Annotated in this window: 17 protein-coding genes; 10 read left to right on the top strand and 7 right to left on the bottom strand. The window is 43.1% G+C overall.

The window, feature by feature from the left end:
- The first annotated feature begins 13 nt into the window (after positions 1 to 13).
- Entirely contained in the window at positions 14 to 1714 is a 1701-nt protein-coding gene (locus VF500_RS29195) for a LamG-like jellyroll fold domain-containing protein (RefSeq protein ID WP_330863034.1), read from the top strand.
- 244 nt (positions 1715 to 1958) lie between these two features.
- Here the strand turns inward: VF500_RS29195 and VF500_RS29190 are convergent, their stop codons facing one another.
- On the bottom strand, positions 1959 to 2936 hold the full coding sequence (locus tag VF500_RS29190) for an NmrA/HSCARG family protein (RefSeq protein WP_330863033.1): 978 nt from the start codon (positions 2934 to 2936) through the stop codon (positions 1959 to 1961).
- A gap of 110 nt (positions 2937 to 3046) precedes the next feature.
- Between VF500_RS29190 and VF500_RS29185 the strand changes: the two genes are divergently transcribed.
- Entirely contained in the window at positions 3047 to 3427 is a 381-nt protein-coding gene (locus tag VF500_RS29185) for a helix-turn-helix domain-containing protein (RefSeq protein ID WP_330863032.1), read from the top strand.
- A gap of 325 nt (positions 3428 to 3752) precedes the next feature.
- Entirely contained in the window at positions 3753 to 4514 is a 762-nt protein-coding gene (locus VF500_RS29180) for an SDR family oxidoreductase (protein WP_330863031.1), read from the top strand.
- Positions 4515 to 4911: 397 nt separating this feature from the next.
- Here the strand turns inward: VF500_RS29180 and VF500_RS29175 are convergent, their stop codons facing one another.
- Positions 4912 to 5520 carry a sigma-70 family RNA polymerase sigma factor gene (locus VF500_RS29175; RefSeq protein ID WP_330863030.1) on the bottom strand — a complete coding sequence of 203 codons (609 nt, stop codon included), beginning with the start codon at positions 5518 to 5520 and terminating at the stop codon, positions 4912 to 4914.
- Positions 5521 to 5689: 169 nt separating this feature from the next.
- On the opposite strand from VF500_RS29175, the gene VF500_RS29170 reads away from it, so the two are divergent.
- The 7 genes from VF500_RS29170 to VF500_RS29140 all read left to right on the top strand — a co-directional run bounded on the left by VF500_RS29170 (position 5690) and on the right by VF500_RS29140 (position 18083).
- Positions 5690 to 6841 (top strand): FecR family protein, encoded by a 1152-nt coding sequence (locus VF500_RS29170; protein WP_330863029.1) that lies wholly within the window; start codon positions 5690 to 5692, stop codon positions 6839 to 6841.
- Between the two features lie 308 nt (positions 6842 to 7149).
- Positions 7150 to 10521 carry a TonB-dependent receptor gene (locus VF500_RS29165; protein ID WP_330863028.1) on the top strand — a complete coding sequence of 1124 codons (3372 nt, stop codon included), beginning with the start codon at positions 7150 to 7152 and terminating at the stop codon, positions 10519 to 10521.
- Between the two features lie 10 nt (positions 10522 to 10531).
- Positions 10532 to 12400, top strand: coding sequence for a RagB/SusD family nutrient uptake outer membrane protein (locus VF500_RS29160; protein WP_330863027.1), 1869 nt, complete (start codon positions 10532 to 10534; stop codon positions 12398 to 12400).
- 301 nt (positions 12401 to 12701) lie between these two features.
- Positions 12702 to 15284, top strand: a complete 2583-nt coding sequence (locus VF500_RS29155) for a TIM-barrel domain-containing protein (RefSeq protein WP_330863026.1) — start codon at positions 12702 to 12704, stop codon at positions 15282 to 15284.
- Positions 15285 to 15763: 479 nt separating this feature from the next.
- Positions 15764 to 16207: a DUF2141 domain-containing protein gene (locus VF500_RS29150; protein ID WP_330863025.1), complete on the top strand. Its 444-nt coding sequence runs from the start codon at positions 15764 to 15766 to the stop codon at positions 16205 to 16207.
- Between the two features lie 64 nt (positions 16208 to 16271).
- Complete coding sequence (locus tag VF500_RS29145; RefSeq protein ID WP_330863024.1) at positions 16272 to 16958, top strand: DUF4397 domain-containing protein; 687 nt, start codon at positions 16272 to 16274, stop codon at positions 16956 to 16958.
- Positions 16959 to 17156: 198 nt separating this feature from the next.
- Positions 17157 to 18083 carry a DUF4421 family protein gene (locus tag VF500_RS29140; RefSeq protein ID WP_330863023.1) on the top strand — a complete coding sequence of 309 codons (927 nt, stop codon included), beginning with the start codon at positions 17157 to 17159 and terminating at the stop codon, positions 18081 to 18083.
- 33 nt (positions 18084 to 18116) lie between these two features.
- Here the strand turns inward: VF500_RS29140 and VF500_RS29135 are convergent, their stop codons facing one another.
- From VF500_RS29135 to VF500_RS29115, 5 genes are all read right to left on the bottom strand, one after another.
- Positions 18117 to 19130, bottom strand: a complete 1014-nt coding sequence (locus VF500_RS29135) for a zinc-binding alcohol dehydrogenase family protein (RefSeq protein WP_330863022.1) — start codon at positions 19128 to 19130, stop codon at positions 18117 to 18119.
- Between the two features lie 10 nt (positions 19131 to 19140).
- A complete protein-coding gene (locus VF500_RS29130; protein WP_330863021.1) occupies positions 19141 to 19476 on the bottom strand; it encodes an L-rhamnose mutarotase in 336 nt (111 codons plus the stop codon).
- A 16-nt stretch (positions 19477 to 19492) separates the two neighbouring features.
- On the bottom strand, positions 19493 to 20509 hold the full coding sequence (locus VF500_RS29125; RefSeq protein WP_330863020.1) for an aldo/keto reductase: 1017 nt from the start codon (positions 20507 to 20509) through the stop codon (positions 19493 to 19495).
- Between the two features lie 18 nt (positions 20510 to 20527).
- The gene (fucP, locus tag VF500_RS29120; RefSeq protein WP_330863019.1) at positions 20528 to 21796 is read right to left on the bottom strand and encodes an L-fucose:H+ symporter permease; all 1269 of its coding nucleotides are present in this window, start codon (positions 21794 to 21796) and stop codon (positions 20528 to 20530) included.
- Positions 21797 to 21846: 50 nt separating this feature from the next.
- On the bottom strand, positions 21847 to 23046 hold a 1200-nt coding region (locus VF500_RS29115), incomplete at its 5' end, for a glycoside hydrolase family 97 catalytic domain-containing protein (protein ID WP_330863018.1).

The following is a 23046-nucleotide window of genomic DNA, read 5'->3' as shown; positions in this document are numbered from 1 at the left end:
CATTAACAAAACAATGATGATAAATTATAAAAACAAAAGCATTATCCTTTGCAGCCTTGCTTTACTATCGCTGATGGTATTTAATGCCTGTAAAAAATATGATAACCCGCCGCAGATCTTTGAAGAGTATGGAGATGGGATTAACGGTAAGGCCGAAAGAAAGGTATTGGTCATCAATATTGATGGCCTTGCCGGGGCCGAGCTTGAAAAAGTAGCTCCGCCAAATATTGGCAATCTTATTAAAACGGGTAAGTACACTTATGGTGTACTTACCGATGCGGTTTCGTCGGATGCTGCCACCTGGGCAAGTATGATCACCGGCGTATCATCGGCAAAGCACAGTATTGTTGATGATACTTATATCCCCGTTGCCGATCCTGATGCAGAGCATGAAGTGAACACAGTTTACCCAACATTTCTGTCAAGGATGCTGGATACCCGGCCCGAATTTAAAACTGTAACCATTACTACCGACGCAGCCCTGAATAAATACATGATCCATGCCGATCACCGTATTTTACCGGCAAATGATGAGGCTGTGAAGGATTCGGCCGTAAATATTGCTCAAAACAATGCAGCTAAGGCAATCCTTGTTGATTTCAGGGCCGTGGAGACCGCCGGTAAAGCCGTAGGTTACAGCGCTGATTTAGCGGATTATAAGGCAGCCATTGAAAAAACGGATGGGTATATCGGTGAGATCACCAATGCTATCAAAGCCCGTAAAACCTACTCAACCGAAGATTGGCTGATCATTGTTACCACCAATCGCGGTGGCAGCGATACTAACCCTAAACCCGGTTTCATTGTTTGTTCAAACCCCAGCCTTAAAACGCAGGCCATTACCAAATCGGGTTTTAATACCATGCATTTTAATGGTACCTCAACAAACGCTGTTATCAAGGCCGATAATGGCTTGTACGATGCCGGTACAAATAAGGACTTTACCATACAGCTCCAGATAAAAATGAATGCTGCAAATTATTACCCCGGGTTCTTTTCAAAAAGCACCGGAGTTGATGGCTCGGTTACTACCGGCTGGACACTATTTCAGCAAGGGGGCGATTATGGTGTGATTTTTGGCGGCTCGGCAAACGGCGGCAAGGGAAAAACCCAGATTTTAGCGGGCTCATCAATAGTTGATGGCAAATGGCATACTATTACTTTAACTGTAAAAACAAATGGCAGCGCAAGGACAGCATCCCTTTATACCGATGGCGTTTTAGCCAACTCGGGCGATATTTCGGCTACCAAAAATATCAGTACCTCAAACCCGCTTATCCTCGGGCATAAAAATGTTGACGGCAGCGACGCACTTGATTTTTACGCCGCCGATGTGGAGTACTTTAACGTGGCGCTTGATGATGCAACCGTACAGGCTAATATTGCATTAAAAGATGTTACCAAGCATCCTTTTTATAAAAACCTTATTGGCTACTGGCCAATTGACGACGGCGGCGGCGGTGTAGTTTCAAACCTGGCACCCGTGGGCTACAATTTCCTGATGAAGGGACAGTCTACCTGGGATGCCCTGGGCAATGATATCCCGGCAAGCCGTACTTCACAGAATGTAACGGACGGAGCGGTTTCTATAGTAGCAACCGGCCCCGACGTAACCGGCCTGATCTTTTACTGGCTAAAAGTGCCCGTTTCAAGTGACTGGAGCCTTGATGGGGTAGGGTGGTTGTCAAATTTTGAGTTGGAATTTTTAAAATAGCGTTTATTCTAAATATCAAACTGAGCGGTTTCAACAACCGCTCAGTTTTTGGTAATACGCGGCACAATTGAACCCGTTATTCTATTTTTAACAATTTAGAGTAGATGATAAATCAAGTCTCTGAAGTCAAACTTTATTCTACCATGTCTGATAATTTTGAGAAGCGTAAGTTCAACCACAATGTGACTGGCATGCCTTTTATGACCCTATTGGAAAACTGGCTTGATTTATAATTGTTTGTATTTCAATAGGAACGTTTTTCGCCCTTCCATCCGGTATGATGCAGAAACTGCTCCCAGTTTAACATGCTGTTGTTTATTCGTTTGCTCCATGTGGTGTCGCGGTCTTTTTTGAAATACCCGTACTCTACCGCATATTCTACCATACCCAAAAGTTCTTGAATCAACGCCTCATTCGATGCGAATCCGGGGAAATGTTCGAGCAAACCTGCTCTGGTAAAAGCTGAACTATATACCGCATTTTTACCGGTTGTTTTTACAAAAGTATCGATCATTTCCTGTGGAGATATGATGTCACCGATCACCGGAAGTGATTTGCCCGCATATTCCCGGGGATTTGAAAAGATCTCTAAAACGGCCGGACCGGTGGCTGTAAGTGGGTCAACAAATGGTGCGCGGAAGTCCTTTGGCAAATAGATCGGGAACACGAGGGTATCATCTTTTAAAACAGGCGTATAAAATTCAAGAAGATTGGTATAAAAAAATGCCATCATGATGAACGAGCTTGTTACCGGCAACGTTCGGATGTATTCTTCAATTTTTGCCTTATCTGTAAAATGCGGGGCGAATTTTTTTCCATTGGTGATTTTATCTACATTCTCCAAACTACTAAAAACGATGTGCTGTACGCCGGCTTCAACAGCAGCATCCGCTAAGTCCTTACCCAGCTGAAACTCGTGTGTTGCCGGAGGGACGATGTTTGGCGTCATCATGAAAACTCCATATGATCCTCTAAATGCTTCTTCATAGTCTTTTTTATATCCGATATCGAGCGGAACGCTTACCAATTCCATTCCCCGTGCCTTCAAACGGAGTGCGTCTTCTGAACCGATACGGCGTGTTATCCCGCGTACACGGTATTTTTGGCTTTCCAACAATGTGTTTGCTGCGCTGTAGCCTTGCTTACCCAAAACGCCTACTATCGTGATGAGTGGTTTATTTTCGTCTGCGGGTAATCCGGGCTTATTTTCGTTGTTTGTCATTGTTTAACTAAGTATTAATTGAACTATAAAAATTATAGTTGCAAAACTATTTATAGTTTAATAACTTTGCAATAACTATCCATTTAGATAGGTATTGCAAACGGAATATCATGGAGACAGAATGTGTAAGCGATTTTATCAAATTCAAGGATAAATTATATCCATGTACGGTAAGCATAGCCATGGATTTAGTGGGCGGAAAATGGAAGGTGGTTATCCTGTATCATTTAAAAAATGCGGATAAACGTTATAGTGAGTTAAGGAAAGAATTATCGGGCATTACCGAGATGACACTGAGCCTGCAGTTGAAACAATTAGAAGAAGACGGCCTGATCTCAAGGCAGGTTTATGGAGAAAAACCGCCGATAAAGGTTGTTTATGGGCTTACAGATTTCGGCAGAACTTTTACACCTGTGCTCGATGCAATACTTGGATGGGGTAATCAAATTGCTATAGAGAAAGGCGAATTTGTGGAATCGAGACCTGTGTAAACCCCACCTTTAACACACTTTTTAACGCCGTGTTGCGGAAGCTGCGTTATATTCGGCGTCAATAGTGTATATGGGATAAACCGGTAAATGACATTACTTTTATATCTGCGGCTTCGGATCCTGTTCTAATTTCTGGTGCGTACTTAAAGAACAGATGGGCCAAAGTCAGGTTCAGTATAAATATTTAATGGAAAATTGTTCCCGGTAAAATTTAGGAGCGGATATGGACTTTTTAAGGGGCAAATCAGGAAGTAAAGTAACACGCGATTCTCATTAAACATTGGCCGGATTTTAAAACTTGCTAAGCAAGAAAAATATATAGCATATGTCGTTTAAAAATAAAGTTGCAATAGTAACCGGGGCAGGCCAGGGAATTGGTTTTGAAATATGCAAGGAACTCGCTGCAGCGGGCGCAAAGGTGATCTTAAATGACCTTAGCCCTGAGTTAACAAGTTCTCCTGCTGCTGAAATCAATAAACTAAGCGGAGACAGCTGCACAGGCATGGCAGGTGATTCAGGTGATATATTCTTTATCAGGGGAATGGTAGCTTTCGCTGTGGAAAAATTTGGTAGTGTCGACATCGTAATAGCGAATGCGGGTATTACCTTATTCGGAGATTTTTTTACCTATCCGCCGGAGTCTTTTTCTAAGATCATGCAGGTTAACCTTGCCGGGTCGTTTTTCCTGGCACAGGCAGCCGCCTCTCAGATGAAACTTCAGCAATCTGGCGGATCCATCCTGTTTACATCTTCTGTAACAGGTCATCAGGCACATAAAAACCTTGCGGCTTACGGAATGAGCAAGGCTGCTTTGGAGATGCTGGCGAAAAACCTTGTCATTGAACTTTCTCAGTACAGGATAAATGTAAATACCATTGCGCCAGGTGCTACTTTGACTGAGCGTACATTGGAAGATCCTGAATACCAGAATACCTGGTCGCGGATTACGCCGATGGGCAGGCCCGCGTTTGTATCAGATATAGCTGCCGCCGCTTTATTCCTGGTTTCGGATAAAGCGAAGCACATTACAGGGCAAAACCTGATCATTGACGGTGGGTGGACTTCTGTGAGTGTTTCTCCCGAATAAAACAGAGGGAAAGGCCACATAGTACTAACCCAAACCATAGTGCGCTATGACGTTTTATTGCCGATATTTTTCCTGAGTTGTTTGGCTTTAGTTTTTTAATAACCAAGTAGTTAGGTTTTGTTTTGTTGAGATTTTTCTGAGACTGCGGCAAAATAGGGGAGACGGCGACAGCTTACTTTCTGTTTTCACCACAACCAATTATGATCAGCCTTCTGGCTGCGATCTATATCTCACATTAAGAAAACAACGATCAGGACACATTCACCGTCTTAGCGGCACTTAAAACAAGGCGTTTTGGTGCAGATGTGATCAAAGGATAAAAAGCAAATTTCCTTGAAGGGGCTGTGGTTTTTAGATACCGGCCCTTTAAGCTTGAATAGGATATTATGAATGTAGCTCACTGCCGGAGTTTGGCATGTACAAGGATCAATTTTGCAACAAGTAATACTGTTGGATAATGCTTGAAATGCGGTTTCAGGTATTTGACAGCCAGGGAAATTTGATTTTCAACAGCCCTTTTTGAAATGGATAGCCGCTCGGCAATCTCGGCATTTGTCAGTTGGCTCACCCTGCTTAAAAGGAAGATCTCTTTACACCTTGCCGGCAGTTTGTCCAGCAATTTGTCGAGATCTGTGCTTAATTCATCAACCTGGAAATTGCTTTCGGCGTTATTATATACAACACTTAAATCATCCAGTTTTTCATAGTCTTCAACATATTTCAATGGCGATGTACTGCTTGCTTTGATGGAATTGTATACGCGGTAGCGGGCAGCGGATGTGAGGTAATTTTTGAATGTGATAATGTTTAATACCTCCCTCTTTTCCCATATGTTCACAAATATGTCGTTCACAATACCCATGCAGGTTTCGGTATCATGTAAATAAGAAAAAGCTTTTTTATAAACCACCTCCCAATAACGATCATAGAGCTGGTTAAACGCTTTTTTATCATGGCGTTTAACTGCTGCAAATAAATCTTCATCTGTTTGTTGGGGATAGTTCATTTATAAGGATTTCAATCTAAGCTTGAACCGTGCAATTTAATAACAAACTTTTATTGTTGAGGGATAGCTGCCTGCCCGTTATCGATTGCTTGAAAAAAATCTAAAAAAAAATAAAAAAGTGTGTGAGTTATCGCAGGGAGAATTGTCTATAAGAATAACCGTTATAGCCATGTCTTACGAAGAATTTATTAAATTATATGAGCGCTGCACTTCGGGCAACTGCACGCCGGAAGAGCAAAAATTATTTGAAGAATACCGTGATAACTTCGAATTGTCGGATATCCCCTGGAGCTCTGATTTCGGAGATAAAGCGGACGTTGAGAAACGTCTGAAAATAGATCTGCATAACAGGCTTTCTAAAAACCAGGTAAAAAGGCTTATGCCGGTACGTTGGTGGGCCGCAGCGATCATAATTTTTGCGCTCGGAGGATTACTTGTTGCTATTAAGTATTTCGGCGGAAATACTAAACCTTACGAATTAACATCCGATAAAAACATCATTAAGCCGGGCAGCAATAAAGCTACGCTAACGCTTGTCGACGGAAAACAAATTACGCTTGATGGGGCAAAAAAAGGACAATTGTTTACGCTTAACCATGTTTCTGCCAATAATGATGTAGATAGCAGTGTGACCTATCGGAAAAATACGTCCGAAATTACCGGTTCTCCACAGCCTTACAATATTTTGACAACGCCCCGGGGCGGGAAGTATCAGCTTATACTGGCAGATGGGACAAAGGTTTGGCTAAATGCCGGTAGCACCATCAAGTTCCCGGTTGATTTTGCAGGCAGCGAAAGAGTGGTCGAGTTTTCAGGTGAAGCGTACTTTGAAGTTGCCCATGATGCCAGCAAGCCATTTAAAGTGGCCTGCGCCGGTCAGGTAGTACAAGTGCTGGGTACACACTTTGATATCAATGCTTATCAGGATGAAAATGCAGTGAAAACAACCCTGCTGCAAGGTAGCGTTAAAGTTTATGGAAAGAGCAGGCCTTCAACTTCAGCCTCATCGGAAATCATTATAAAACCCAATGAGCAGGCAGTTTTTAAAAATGATCAATTATCTAAACAAACTGTTGATGCTGATGAGTTTGTGGCATGGAGAAACGGCGTGATTTTATTTAGGAACGCTGATATCCATGATGTAATGCGTAAAATTTCCAGGTGGTACAACGTTGAGGTAGAATATCAGGGCCAGATGGGCAACGATACCTATAACGGCGAAATTCCCAGGAATGCGGCTTTTTCTGAAGTGCTCAAAATCCTGAAACTGGACGATATTAATGTAAAACTGAACGGGCGAAAACTTATTGTTTCCCAGTAATAGCTTATGATCCCCAAAATACAATCATAAAACCAATAACCAATTATTAACCTCAAAACCCAATTACGATGAAGAAAAAAGATACTTAAAAAGCTCCCATCAAGATCTCATTCAAAAAAAATGCCGGCAGTGCTTCCAACACAACCGGCTGAGTCCGCTTGCGCGGTAGTTTCTGGATCAGAGATTAATAGAAAACCGACACAGTTCAATTTTAATCAAACCAAAAACCAAACGAAACTATGAAAATTAATCAACGTAGTTCAAAAAACTGCGAATTTCTGTTTTTATGTCGAAGAACATTTTTAGTGATGAAGCTAATTATTTTGTTAACGATTGCTTTTACTTTTCAAGTTAAAGCAGATGTGTTCGCCCAAAAGATCACCTTGTCAGAAAACGGGGTATCACTCGAAAAAATATTAAAGGATATCAATAAGCAAAGTGGCTATACCTTCTTTTATAAGAACAAGCTGTTGCAAAATACCCCTCCTGTATCTATCAGCGTTAAAGATGCCGATATCAGGGAAGTACTCGATCTTTTGTTAAAGGGGCAGGCGCTATCATATAGTTTTGCCGAAAAAACCATTGTCATAAAAAGCAACGGCGAAGCTAACGGGGCGGATTCCGATAGAAACAAAGCCGCTGTTGCAAATATCGAAGTTAAGGGAACCGTGGTAGACGAAACGGGCAAACCTTTGCCCGGCGCTTCGGTAAAAATCAAAGGAACAGCGCAGGGGATGACCACCAATGAAAAAGGTGAATTTGCCTTTAAAAACATTCCCGACAATAGCACACTGGTCATCTCTTTTATAGGCTATGTAACCAAAGAAGTTCAGGTAGCTAAAGACCTTGGTATTATTGCGCTTAGTCCGGGCACCGGCCTGCAGGAAATTGTTGTGGTAGGCTACGGAACCCAGCGTAAAGAACGGGTAACAGGCGCTATAGTAGCGGTGGGCACCAAAGAGCTGCAGCAAAGCCCGGTTGCTAATTTAAGTAACGCCCTGGCCGGTCGCTTACCAGGCTTATTAACCATTCAAAATAGCGGCGAGCCAGGAGCCGATGGTTCTTATTTAAATATCAGGGGCTTTGGTACAACCAATAATTCTGCTCCATTGATCCTGGTTGATGGTATCCAGAGGGATTTTAGCGGTTTGGACGCCAATGAGGTTGAGAGTGTCAGTATCCTGAAAGATGCGGCCTCTACTGCGATATATGGTATCCAGGGTGCCAACGGCGTTGTATTGGTAACCACCAAACGCGGGAAAATAGGCACATCACGCATCTCTGCAACAGCCCAAAACGGCTGGCAATCGCCAACTGCTTTACCGCAATATGTTGATTCATATACCGGGCGCAAGCTTTACAAAGAAGGTCTGGTGAACGATGGCCTGTTTGCAGATACCAGCGCCTATACTGATGTTTTATTGAATAAATACCGCGACAGATCATATCCTGCATATCAATATCTATACCCCAGCGTCAATTGGACAAAAACAATGCTGAAGCCGTTTTCATACCTGTCGCAGGGTAATTTGAACGTGACCGGTGGTACCGAAAAAACAAGATATTTTATCTCCTTATCCTATCTGCAGCAAAATGGTTTGTATAATTATGAAGACGCGGTAAGCCAGTACGATATCCAGGCCATAACCCATAAATACAACTTTCGCTCAAATATCGACCTAAACCTTACCAAAAACCTGTCGATGGAACTTAACCTGGGTGCCATAGTATACGACAGGAATTACCCGGGCGCGAATGCATCGCAGATCTTTAACGATATTAAACAAACGCCTTCATGGTATTACCCGATTACCAACCCCGATGGTTCGCCGGGTGCAGCGCCTAACACTAATCAATCACCTTATGTCGACCTAACACAATCGGGTTATCAACGGAATTTTGAAACCTCGCTGCAATCAACAGCAGGCTTTAAGTGGGATTTGGGTTGGTTAACCAAAGGCCTGAGTACGCGTGTTCGGTTATCTTTTGATAACGATAATTTCCGGAACGTAAGCAGGCCTTTATCTAATATCACCTATCAATATTTATTAAACCAGGGAGTTGCCGATACGGAAACCGATCTGGCAGCCAACGGTCATTATGTAATTGTGAACAACGGCAATGGCACCCTCGGTTACGATGTAAACGCCAACGGATCGCGCCGTACTGTATTGGAAGCCTATATTAATTATGATCGCGATTTTGGCAAACACTCCGTAAAAGCCATGGCCATCTATAACCAGTCGAGCTTTTTTGATGCCGTAGGTGGTGGTGTCGGAAACGCGAGCGCTGGTTTGCCTTATAAGTACCAGGGTGTGTTGGGCCGTGCCGCTTACGCTTATGATGATCGTTACCTTGCCGAGTTCAACTTTGGTTATAATGGGTCTGAAAACTTTGCAGCGGGGCACAGGTTTGGATTTTTTCCGGCGGTTTCGGCAGGTTGGATAGCATCAAACGAGCATTTTATTAAAGATAATCCATCACTTAGTTTTATTGATCAAATTAAATTAAGAGGATCGTACGGTATTGTTGGTAATGATAAAATAGGATCGAGCAGGTTTCTTTACTTAAGCACCTGGGTAAAAGAAACCAATGCTTACAAGTTTGGCTTTAATAGCGATGGAAACGGCTATGACGGTTACCTGGAAGGCCAGGCAGGCAACACCCTGTTAACCTGGGAACGATCAAAAAAACTAAACCTGGGTATCGATCTGAGTTTATGGAAAGGGATGTTCTCGCTTTCTGCAGATGTGTTTAAAGAACGCCGTAATAATATTCTGGCCACCTCTCAACTAATACCTGCATTTATTGGTTTGCCACAAATTCCGGCAGTTAACGCGGGCATAACCGATAACAGGGGTTATGAGATCTCGCTTACACACAGGCATGACTTTAGCAAAAAACAGGGATATAGCATCACTATCAATTATGCCTACGCCGCCAACAAGATCCTGTTTTATGCCCAACCTGATTATCCCGGCCGCGAATGGCAGGCCTTAAAAGGTACCAGCATCAACGAGATTTATGGGTATACAGCCCTCGGACTGTTTAAAAGCCAGCAGGATATTGATAACAGCCCTTCGCAATCAAGCCTTGGCGTTACCAAACCCGGCGATATCAAGTACAAAGACCTGAACGGCGATGGCGTTATCAACAGCCTTGATGCAGGCTATCTTCCCGGTAAAGTGGCCAATCCCAAATCACAGTTTGGTGTAGCGTTGGGTTATCATTATGCCAATTTTGACCTTAGCGTACTGTTTCAGGGTGGCTTAGGTGGTTCTACTTTACTATCAGGAGCCGGGGTGTATCCGTTTTCGAGATTTGCCAGTGCGTTAACCCAGGTTGTTGATAATCACTGGGTGGCCTCAAACCCGGACGCTAATTACATGTTCCCGCGCATTTCATCTGCCGATAATGTAAACAATCAGCAGGCGTCCACCTTTTGGATCTATTCATCAAATTACCTCCGTTTAAAAACTGTTGAACTGGGTTATACCTTGCCCTCAACCTGGATGAAGCGTATAGGTATAGACAACGCGCGCATTTTTGTGAACGGTATTAATCTGTTAACCTGGAGCAAACTTAAAGATTTCAATTTCGACCCCGAAATTGGGAACAACGGTACCGGAACCTATCCGCAGCAAAAGGTGATCAACGCCGGTTTAAGATTTACATTTTAAAACATTCAACATGAAAAGCAATAAACTTATATATCTGTTTTTAATTGCCTGCATTACTGTGGTTTCCTGCAAGAAATATCTCAATGTAGTTCCTACAGAACTTGTTACGCAGGACGCTGTTTTTAGCAATATTCAAAACGCCGAAGATGCCTGGGCCCACTTATATAAATCCTTAAACAACAACGATGTTCAATTCATCCATGGTGGCGGAACGATTTTAGGTGCCTGTACCGATGAGTGCAAAAATCATTGGGAAAACGTGCCCGAATTGTCTTTTAACTCAGGAGCCTGGAATGCTACCAACAACTCGCTTGACATTTGGGGCAGCGCTTATCAATACATCCGTTCGGCAAATATTTTTTTGGCGAGTATTGATAAAACACCCATCCCTGCTTCCCGTAGCGATTATTACGGGCCAAGGATCCCGCTTTACAAAGCTGAGGCAAGGTTTCTGCGTGCCAATCAATATTTTGAATTGTTCAGAAGGTATGGTGCCGTACCTTTAGTAAACACAGTTTTAGCTACCACCGATCCGGCTGCTACCACCACGTCAAGAAACACGGTTGACGAAGTGGTAAAATTTATCACTTCAGAGTGTGACGCCATTGCCGAAATTTTACCTGTAAATTATGGCAGTGGCTCAGCCGATTACGGACGCATTACCAAAGGAGCGGCCTTAGCCCTAAAAGCACGTGCTTTACTTTATGCAGCCAGTCCTTTATTTAATGGTAATACCATGTATGCCGGCGTTAAAAATACAGACGGAACCCAGTTGTTTTCACAGGCTTATGATAATAATAAGTGGTTACTGGCAGCCAATGCAGCTAAAGCAGTATTAGACTTGAACGCCTATTCATTATCCAATCCAAACCCATCTAATCCGGTTGATAACTACGCGCAATTATTTTTTACCCGTAATTATAATGAGATCATATTGCCGCTGATCATTAGCAGTAACCGCGATTTTGAAGGCACTTATATGCCCAACGGTAGGGATGGGAACGCAGTTAATGGCAACGGAAAGATGAGCGTTTTTCAGGAATTGGTTGATGCTTACGAAATGAACAATGGCCGGCCAATAACTGATGCTCAATCCGGTTATCAAACCACTGGCTATTGGAATGGCCAGCTTTGGGATGGTGTGAGGAACACATCAGTTTCCAATATATCAAACATGTATAAAAACAGGGATCCCCGCTTTTATGCTACTATATTTTTTCAGTACGATGTTTGGAATTATACCAACAATGCGCGGCCATTGAAATTTGCCTGGTTTGGCAATAATGGGGGCGGCTGCGACGGATGGCCTAAACCCGGTACCAACTGCGAAACAGGTTATAACTGGCGAAAATGGGCCGATCCTGCTGTTAATTTAAAGGGTAACGGCAGCGCTAACCGCAATTTTCCGCTGATACGCCTGGCCGAGATCTATTTGATCTATGCTGAAGCGATGAATGAATATTTGCCGGCACCTAACAGTGACGTGTATAATGCTGTAAATGCTGTAAGAAACCGTGTATCCATGCCTGGCTTGCCTATCATCGCAGCTGATAATACCAAAGAGGGCATGCGTAAAAGGATCCAAAATGAAAAACGTGTTGAATTTGCGTTCGAGAATCAGCGTTTTTGGGATGTACGCCGGTGGTTAATAGCTAAAACTGTAGACAATGGAAACATGCACGGCATGAACGCGAGGCCAACTCCCGAAGAACTGAACTCAACCGGTTTTGATGCAAACAGCGAAGCGGCTGGTGTAGCGGTGTTTTACAAAACAGTGGTTGACCAAACGCGCGTTTTTGCCGATCGTCATTACCTGATGCCGATACCACAAACGGAGATCAATATTGATCCTGCATTGGTGCAAAACTATGGATGGTAACCTAAACCCTAATAACGGTGCTTACTCTTTTTATCAATGATTTGAAATAATATTCATGTAGAAGATTAAGGCCGGCCAGTTGATGAAGCGGTTGTTCTGAATAAGACAACCGCTTTAAACTGACTGTTGAAAATCGTGAAGCAAATGCTTAACACGGAGGTTTGCGCCCACTCCTTAATTTTATAGTAACCCATATTTTTTTCTTTTAATATCAGATACAATTGGATTTTTTAACCCGGCCGGATGTGCTATGCTCAGCCCCTTAAGGTTATTCCTAATCACAATTTAAATATTCATTCATATGATCATCTCCTACAAACAAAAATTAATCATAATTTTCAGAACAGTAGCTTGGGCACTTGTTCTGCTCACTACCAAAACATATGGCCAAAGTGGAAATCAATTAATTCCAGATCCTACATCGGTAGTACAATTGGGAAATGCCCGTTTTACCGTACTTACCGATCAACTGGTCAGGTTACAATGGGGCCAGCCCGCAAGTTATGATAACAGGGCCTCGCTGGTTGTGGTTAACCGTAAGCTTCCTGTTCCAGCATTTACTACCCGTACGGAGGATAACTGGTTCCATCTGAAAACAAAGAAGATAGAACTTGCCTATAAAATCAATTCCGGGGTATTCGACAGTACTAATCTAAGGATCCGTTTTTTGAACGCCGATACGGTTTCATGGAAACCCGGGCAAAAGCAGAAATTTAATTTAAAAGGAACCTCCCGCACACTGGATGGGCAGGATGGCGAAATGAACCTGTACAGCAAGCAAAAACTGCAACTGGAAGACGGGATCCTTTCCAGGGATGGTTGGTTTTTCCTGGACGATTCCCAATCCCTCAGATTGGATAATTCTGATTGGCCCTGGGTAACTGCTGCCGGTGCTCCAAAATTGGACTGGTATTTTTTCGGTTATGGCGACAACTATAAATCCGCCTTACTGGATTTTAGCAAAATTGCAGGCCATGTGCCAATGCTGCCACGATATGTGTTTGGCTACTGGTGGTCGAGGTATTGGAGTTATTCGGACAATGAACTTCGGGAGTTGGTTCAAAACCTTAAGCGGTTTGATGTACCTACAGATGTTTTGGTAATTGATATGGACTGGCATACCAAGGGCTGGACAGGCTACACCTGGAACAAAAACCTTTTCCCTGATCCTTCGGGATTTCTGAAATGGACAAAAGAAAACCATTTGAAAACAACATTGAACCTTCATCCGGCAGACGGGATCCAACCATCAGAAGAACGCTACGACAGCTTTGCGGCTTACATGAAGACGGATACTTCTCAAAAGAAGCCAATTCCGTTTGAAGCATCTAACAAGGCTTTTATGCGTGGCCTGTTCGATATTGTATTAAGGCCGATAGAGAAAGCAGGAGTTGATTTCTGGTGGCTGGATTGGCAGCAATGGCCAAATGATAATAAGATCCCTGCGCTAAGTAACACATGGTGGCTTAACTATACCTTTTTTACCGATAAAGCCATGCATGGTCAAACCCGGCCGTTGTTGTATCACCGTTGGGGAGGCCTCGGTAATCATCGTTACCAGATCGGATTTTCGGGAGATACCTTTATGTCGTGGGAATCATTAGCCTATGAGCCCTACTTTACAAGCACCGCCTCGAACGTTTTGTACACCTATTGGAGCCATGATATTGGTGGGCACATCCTCAAGGGGAATGAAAAAGGGGTAGAGCCAGAGCTGTATACGCGCTGGCTGCAATACGGTGGTTTTAGTCCGATTATGCGAACGCACTCTACCAAAAACGCCGCGATCAAAAAAGAGATCTGGAATTTTGGGCCGGAATATGCCAAACCTCAGCATGATGCCATCAGGCTACGATACGCGCTCGTGCCCTATATCTACACGATGTCAAGAAAAACCTTTGAAACGGGCATTGGACTCTGCCGGCCCATGTATTACGATTACGCAAAACAGACCGAATCATATATCTGTAAGGAAGAATACATGTTTGGTGATAATATGTTGATCAGGCCGATAACAACGCCGTCGCGGGATGGGTTTGCTGCTGTTAAAGTTTGGCTTCCGTCAGGAAACGACTGGTATGAATGGCAAACCGGAACTTTGCTAAAGGGAGGGCAGGTGATTGAGCGCTCCTTTTCTATTGACGAATATCCCATATATGTAAAAGCGGGCGCTGTAATACCGATGTATAATGATCAGATACAAAACCTCGACAAAAATCCCAATAATTTAACCGTGGGGATTTTTCCGGGAGCTACCGGTAAGTTTCAGCTTTACGAGGATAATGGAAACGACAAAAATTATGGAAGCGAATTTGCCACAACAACTATAGAGACGCAGAAGACGGGCATTGAACAGGTTGTAAATATACGTCCTGCCGTTGGGAAGTATCAGGCGATGCCGGCTCGCAGAACATTTACGGTGAAACTATTTGGCACTCAACCTCCCTCAAAAGTATTGTTAAATGGCAAATTGCTGCAATTTAACTCTGAAAAGCGGGAAGGCAGCTGGAACTACGATGGCTCCAATTTGTGTTTAAATATCCTGCTTCCGGATCAGGATTGCCGGGTTAGCCAGCAGATACGTATAAGTTATGATGCTGCACAGGCGCCGGAGGTAACAGCGGGACTTGTAGAGAAATTTAAACGCTTGTCCATGATAACGGCAACGCTCAAAAGCGGCGATAATGGCAATGAGGGTATGTACATTCCCGAAAATCTTGGCATTGCAGAAGAAACCAATCGCCTATTAGGTTATCATCCTGATCGGTCTTTTAACTATTTGAAGCAATTTGAACACTCTTACAAACTCGTACCCGAAGAAATAAGAGCATTGAAGTCATTAGATGAGCAAACAAAAAATAAGTTGATCAGACTGCTGCAGTAATGACTTAGTGTACTTTCAAAAAAACGGTTGATGTATTATTGAATAATAGCGACTAATTTGCACGATGAGGCGCTGATAGCTTTTTTGAAAAGAATACCTCGTATGGAGCATGAAGAGCAATAATGCAACTGCATTGTTTGAATTTTGGTTAATTGTTTGGGCCGTACCTGAAAAGGGTACGGCCCTTTTTTATCCATCGGGTTTTACCTGTTATGCCTGCTGCTCCAATGTGAGTAGATACCCTGGCACATCATCTTATATGCCGATAAAAGGAGCAGGAGCTATCTTGTTTTTAATGCTAATTACCATCATTCAACACTCACGCCGTTGCGCTTAACACCAAAAACATGATTTTTCTCAAACTACTCATTTGAACATTAAGACGCTATTATGCCCGCTTTATTTAGTTTTTGATAGGATACCCTGCGGGATGCGGTTACTTTCGGCTTAAAGTAATGACAATTAAAAATAAGACTATTATGAAAAATAAGTTTTTATCAGGCCTTTACCTGGCCGCGGGGATGCTGCTAATTATTCTTTCTTCTGCAACGCAGTTAAAGGAAACAGAGTTGAATATTACAGGTATCAGATCTCCTAAGGGAAACATTATCATCAATGTTTTCAAAGATGACGTGAGTTATAATGACGAAAAGCCATACAAGCAATTCATTTTCGACAAAAAAGCTATGGCTAACGGTACGCTGACCGTAAAATGTAATTTGGAAGAAGGCGTATACGGTATCACATTATTGGACGACGAGAATGGGAACGGGAAAATAGACAAGAATTTTATCCGGATGCCAAAAGAAGGATTTGGCTTCTCCAATTTCTTTATGGAGAAATTAAAAAAGCCTGCGTTCGATGATTTTAAGGTCGATCTGAAAACCCATCCTAAAGTAGGTATCAAAATAAAGTATATGTAATACCATGTTCCGGCCGTACAGGTAACGGATCAATCAATTCAACACTAACTATTAAAAAGGAATCGTGAAAACAACATCAATCTATAGAAACCTGCTTACGGGTGTAGCCCTTGTAGTGGCAGCAATATGTTTTTCTTCCTGTAAAAAAAATACAATCGACCCGTCGGGTCAGTTTAATATCAAAGTAGTAAATGCTTCGCCTAATGCCGGGGCACAGAGTTTTACACTTGCAGGCAACGTTTTGGTAAGCGGCGGACTTAATTTTACCGATGCTTCTGCTTACATAACTGCGCCTTCGGGGAAAAATATGGTTTCGGAGTTCAAAAATGAAGGCACAAATTCAGTTTATGCATCCGGTTCACTTTATACTGCCAATGGCGTAAGTTTTACCGTTTACCTCGCCGGAAAAGGATCATCTGCGCGGGTAAAAAACTTTGAGGATGATCTGGCCGCTCCAAACAACGGGAAGGTAAAGATCAAGTTCATACACTTAAGCGACAATGCTCCTTCGGATGTCAAAATTAAAAATTCGGCGGGTGATGAGCTGGTTAGCAATGTTAGCAGAAATATAGCAAGCGGCTACAAATATGTAGATCCGGGTGCACTTTCGGTACAATTGGTGGGATTGGCTTCTAAGAACGTTTTAGGAAATTTTAGTTTCACTGATCTCCAGGCTGGAAAAATATATACACTGTATTTTACAGACGACGCTAACGGTAACCTTGTGATGAACCAGGTGCTTCATAACTGATCTTTTTTTGAATACCCCTATAAGGCGTGTGGTTTTAAAACTACACGCCTTGGTTTTAAAATTGACCAAAGTGCTCCGGTTATTCAAATGCTTGGCGCTGGTTTGTTTAACTTTAATAAATTGAAAATTGACAGGTTGCTTTTATATCGTCCGGCAGTTTGCTTTACAAGGCTGATGTGATATTAATCAATAGGTGTGATGAAACATGTTTATATTATAGTTTGCTTTATTGTTTTTACAACACATCAGCCCCGGGCCCAGACAATAGCTGCCGATACAGCATATATAGGACATTATAACCAAAAGATTCTGTTAGGCGGGTATGTAGCCACTAATGCTGTTCTGTTGACGGCGGCGGGTAAAAATTATTACCCCAATAATCCGTTCAATGTTGGTGTAATATTCGCCTTAAAAAACACGGTGATCAACGCGATGTTTGATTATGGTGTGGTGTCGTTAAAAAGTAAGGCTTATGGTAAAACCAAATTAACAGATTTTCAGATCCATAATTATGGCAGGAAACTGATGCTTGATCTGTTCATACAGCAATATAAAGGTTTTTATTACAGTGATTTAAAAGGCCATGAAATCGTTCGCTATCCTGATCTGTCAGTTTCGCAAATTGGAGGGGAAGTTGCCTATGTTTTTAACGGAAATAAGTTTTCAGGTAAAGCGGCTTTTGAACAAAGTGAGCGGCAACTCAAATCGGCCGGCAGTTTTATTTTGGGAGGGGGCGTCTATTTATACAAAGTTGGGTTGGATAGCAATATGGCAATTGCCGGTAATAGTCCCTTTCGCAATTTTCAGGTTGGGTTAAACGGAGGATATGCCTATTCATGGGTAATTAATGACCGTTGGCTGTTGTCAGGTATGGCGAAAGTAGGGGCCAGTGGAGGCAACGAGCCGCAACTGGCAGGAGATAAAAAAATAAGGATCTATCCCACAGCTTTTGCCCGGGGATCTGCTGTTTACCAAAAAGCCAATTGGGCGGTGTCTTTTTTGATGCTGATCAATAATAAATCAGTTTATGCTTATCAGAATCAAATCCAGGTAACCTCAGTAAATTTTCAACTTGCTTATGTAAGGCATTTGGACGAGATTTTCAGAAGGAAAAAAAGAAGTTGATACCAACTAATTGTCGGTTGTTTTTCATCTTACTTAGATCTCTATCATCGCTTTAATTACCCCATTCGCAGGATCAAGCCAACTTTCAAAGTTATCTGTCACTTCATCAAAGTGTACCCTATGCGTAATATAATTTGCCGGCTGCACTAAGCCATTTTTTATTGATGCGATCACATGTTCAAAGTCCTCCCTGGTAGCATTGCGGCTACTCATCAGCGTAGCCTCGCGTTTATGAAATTCGGGGTGGCTAACTTTGATCTCACCCTTTTGCAAGCCAACAAGTACATACCTGGCTCCATGGGCCATGTAATTAAACCCATTATTAATTGCATTTAAGCTGCCGGTTGCATCGATAACCACAGTAGGCATATCGCCTTGTGTTATTGCGGCCAAGCGCTCAAAAGCGTTTTCGGTTGATACATTGATGGTGTGATCTACCTTTAATTTGTCGCTGCAAAATTTAAGCCGCCCGGCATTTAAATCCATTGCAATCACCCTGCCACCGGCAATGCGGGCAAATTCCATGATCCCCAGACCTATTGGGCCTGCGCCGATGACCAGGACATATTCCCCCGGCTTAACATCCGCCCGCCTTACGCCATGTGCACCTATAGCCAGGGGCTCCACTAAAGCCAGCTCATCATAGCTTAAACCTTCGCCACGTACAAGCGAGTATGTGGGTACATTCAGGTATTCAGCCATTCCGCCATCAACATGTACACCGCAAACATTGATCTTTGCGCAACAATTAGGCTTGCCAGATCTGCAGGCTATACAAGAGCCGCAGTTGAAATAGGGGATAAATGTAACAATGTCTCCTTTTTGAAAACCTGCTGCGCCGCCTGTTTCAACCAATTCGCCGGAAAGCTCATGGCCCAAAACGCGCGGGTAGCTAAAATATGGCTGCGTTCCCTCAAACGCATGCAGATCTGTTCCGCAAATTCCTATCCTCCTGATCCTGATCTGTGCATAGCCTTCTTTAATTTCGGGTTTTTCCTGTTCTTTAAAAGCTAAGTGTCCTGGTTCCTCACAAACTATTACCTGCATCTGATCTGTTTTAAAGCTTGAAAATCTGTTTCATGAGTACCCATTTTTCTCCTTCTTTCGCCCAGGGGAGGGGTTGCTGAAATAGCCACATCAGCTGTTCCCATTCCTGTACTTTGGGGTTAAGCGCATCCATTGCTTCTTTTCTTTTTGCCTCGTAGTCATCACTTGTTTCCATGATCATAAATAACCGGTTTCCGGTGCGGTAGATCTGCATGTCGAGAATTTCTGCATCCAGTATGCTTTTGCGTATCTCCGGCCAACTATTTTCTGCCTTATGCCAATGCTCATATTGGGCTATCAATTGCGGATCATCCTTTAAATCAAGGGCCAAACAGTATCTTTTCATAGTGATATTTAATTTTTTACAGATAGATAGAAGCGTACGATTCGTCAACTAAACCGTATTGTTTCATTTCTTTCCAAAATTGTGCTGGGACCTTTAAAGTGGCCAATGCAACATTTTGTGCAACCCTATCAGGATTGGTGGTATTCAGGGCGATACTTTTAACGCCTGGCCCATTTAATCCAAAAGCCACACAGGCATCCGCCGGGTTTATTTTATGATCTGTACATAAGCCATAAAATAACTCCCGCCAATTATATAAATGCTTGTCTTTTACCGGATCTGTCAACCGGTAATTATAATAAGCCGACCCTGTTAAAAATCCACCGTTAAAAACGGCGGAATTAATGATCAAAGTCCCCTGCTTCTCAAGTTCCTGCATAAACTCTATTAATTCAGGGGGATGGCTGTGAACGGTCATGCTATTGGCTATCATTGCCCAATCCAGCTTTACATCATGGGCGATTTTTTTGATGATCCGCCAGTCCTTCGAACCTACGCCGATACCTTTCACCTTACCATCCCGTTTCAACTCACTTAGCGCACGGTAAGCTTCTAATATATCCTGGTAGCGTTGTGTTTGTTCGCTCTCATTACTCGCTGCGTTAAGATATTCATCCGGGTCATGTACAGATACCAGTTCTGCATGGTAATTGCCCAGCAGTTCATTCCCTTGTTCATAACATTCAAGGATGCCTTCATAACTTATTCGTTGAACAGCATCGTATTTCAGATCACGCCAAACGCCCGGTTCGAAAGTAGGTTCGGACGTTTTTAATTCGGTACGCAGCCATCCTAATTTATTGCTGATCAATACATTTGATGGGTTTACCTTCAATTGTTCCAAAGCGCTCCCCAGCGATTCGAGCGCAAGCCCCGCGCCGTATTTACCGGCCGAGTCAAATACAGCAGGCTTAGGCGAATGCCTGATACTTTCGGCAACTATTGCACATTTAACATCGTCTGAAAGTGCGACATATAAATTTCCTAACCCGCTTGTCCCAAAAATCACTTTAGGCAGATTGATTTCTTGCATATTGAAAATAGGTTATAATTAAAGGATAGCTGCAACCGGCACATTTTCCGGCCTCGCTTTTACACGATGCCCTTTCAATCCAAAGAAGGCCACTACTGCAAAGCATGCTAACGGCACCACATAGCCATATTGAATATTACCGGTTACGTCGCTGATATAACCGAATACCCTTGGCAAAATGGCGCCACCTACGATAGACATAATGATCAGGCTGCTGCCAAATTCGGTATCACCCTTAAGTCCCTTTATGCCCAGCGCAAAAATGGTTGGAAACATGATCGACATAAAAAAGCAGATCCCCATGACCGTATAAACGGTGATCATCCCATGACTAAAAATGGCTATCGTGCAAAGTAAGATATTAATACCCCCATAGGCAGCCAGTAAACCTGCCGAGCTGTAGTATCGCATTAAAAATGTGCCGATAAACCTGCCGATCAGGAATGCAGCGCCGCATAAACCGAGATAGTAGGTCGCTTGCACTTCTGTAAGGCTGGCAGATTTTGTCGCATAAAGGATAAATAAACTGAATACACAAACCTGCGCGCCAACGTAAAAAAACTGAGCGGCAACACCCCAGGCTAAATGACGGTGCTTTAAGGCATGGAAAATATTCTTACTGGCTGTATGCTCTTCATGCTGTTGGATCCGGGGCAGATGTGTAAATGCGAAAATGATAGCAATTATTACCAACACGCTGCCAAGTATAAAATAGGGCATTTTCACGGAAGAGGCCTCGGCGGCAAGCGCTAATTTTCGGCCTTCTTCTGTCATTGTACCCAGTTGTGCCGCGGTATACCCTTTGGTTAGTATAATACGCCCACCAATGATAGGCGCCAGGGTAGCAGCCAACCCGTTAAATGATTGTGCAAAGTTAAGCCTTTGTGTAGAGGTCGCGGGATCGCCCAATGAGGAAGCATAGGGATTGGCGGCAGTTTCTAAAATGGTTAACCCGCAGGCAATAATAAACAAGGCCACCAGAAAAAATGTGTACTGCTGTGTATTGGCTGCCGGTATAAACAAATAAGAGCCAAATGCGAAAATTAGCAGCCCGGTTATAATGCCAGTTTTGTAACCATATTTTTTCATAATGAAACCCGCAGGTAAGGCCATCAAAAAATAAGCGATAAACACTGCGGAATCCACCAACGTAGCCTGAACTGTTGTAAGCGTAAACGACTTTTTTAAGTGCGGTATCAATATAGGGTCGAGGTTATGGGCGAAACCCCACAAAAAGAATAAACTGGTTATTAATATAAATGGAAAAAGAGTTTTATTCTTTGTCATGATCGGATCATTATGTTTTATGTTTCTGTTGCCGGGTGAAAGGGCGATGATTAGTTATTGGCTGTAATTTTGGCTACCCATCCGCCCGAGGTATCCAAATGGATATTTATAACTGAACTTGCTGACACCTTGCCTTCAGACCGGGTTAAACTTTGAGGTGAGGATAATACATCCGCCCATGACGACAATGTATATTTACCCGATGGTAAAAAATCCATTTTCAATTGAATTGTCCTTTCCGCGTCGTTGGTCATTGCGCCGACGTACCAGTCTTTACCGCTTCTTTTGGCAACGATGATATATTGGCCCGGGTATCCGCCAAGTACTTTCGTGTCGTCCCAAACGGTAGGTATATTGTTTAAAAAATCGGCTCCCGGCTTACCCAAAATATGTTCAGGTGCATCGCAGTAAACCGTAAACGGACTTTCGTAAATCACAAATTTTGCCAGTTCGGCACAGCGGCTGTTCATTACCTGGGTAGGGCTGCCTTTTCTGAACTCACTCTTCTTTACATTCAAGAACCCGCCGGGAGTATAGTCCATTGGTCCTGCCAACATACGGGTGAACGGTAAGGTGGTATTGTGCCCTGCTGTTATCCTGGTCGAAAACTTGGAGTATTCCTCTCCTAAAACCCCTTCCCGGGTTATCATGTTCGGATAAGTACGCTCAATGCCATCAGGTTTATAAGCACCATGAAAATCAACCATCAGGTGATATTGTGCGGCTGTTTTAATGATCCGACGGTACCAGTTCACCATCTGCTGATCGTCCCGGTCCATAAAATCAATTTTAACCCCGGCAATGCCCCATTGCTCGTAAATTGGAAAAGCTTTTTCAAAATTATCATTCCGGTTAACATCCGAGCTGTATAGCCACAGCCAACATTTTACCTTTTTTGCTTTGGCGTACGCCAAAATTTCAGGCATGTTCAATTGTGGGGCGGGTTTGGTGATATCAGCTTCCGGTTTGTTAAATGCCCCATACCATTGCCAGTCGATAAGCATGTAAGGCCAATGCTGTGCTGATGCCAGGTCGATGTACTTTTTAATTGTAGGCATATCCATTTTTACATCGCCGCTCCACCAGTTATCCCATGCGCTCATGCCTGGCTTGATCCAGCTTGCATCTTTCAAGGCACATGCAGGGTTCAGGTTCTGGATCAGTTCCGATTCAATTAATTTACCGGGCGAAGCTGCCAGCATTATTACACGCCAGGGTGTAAGCAGATTATTAGTGAAGCGAGCCTTAAC

Source organism: Mucilaginibacter sp. (assembly GCF_036383575.1).
Taxonomy (GTDB): Bacteria; Bacteroidota; Bacteroidia; order Sphingobacteriales; family Sphingobacteriaceae; genus Mucilaginibacter.
The sequence above is the reverse complement of the archived record's forward strand: the minus strand, read 5'-3'. Positions and strand labels throughout refer to the sequence as shown.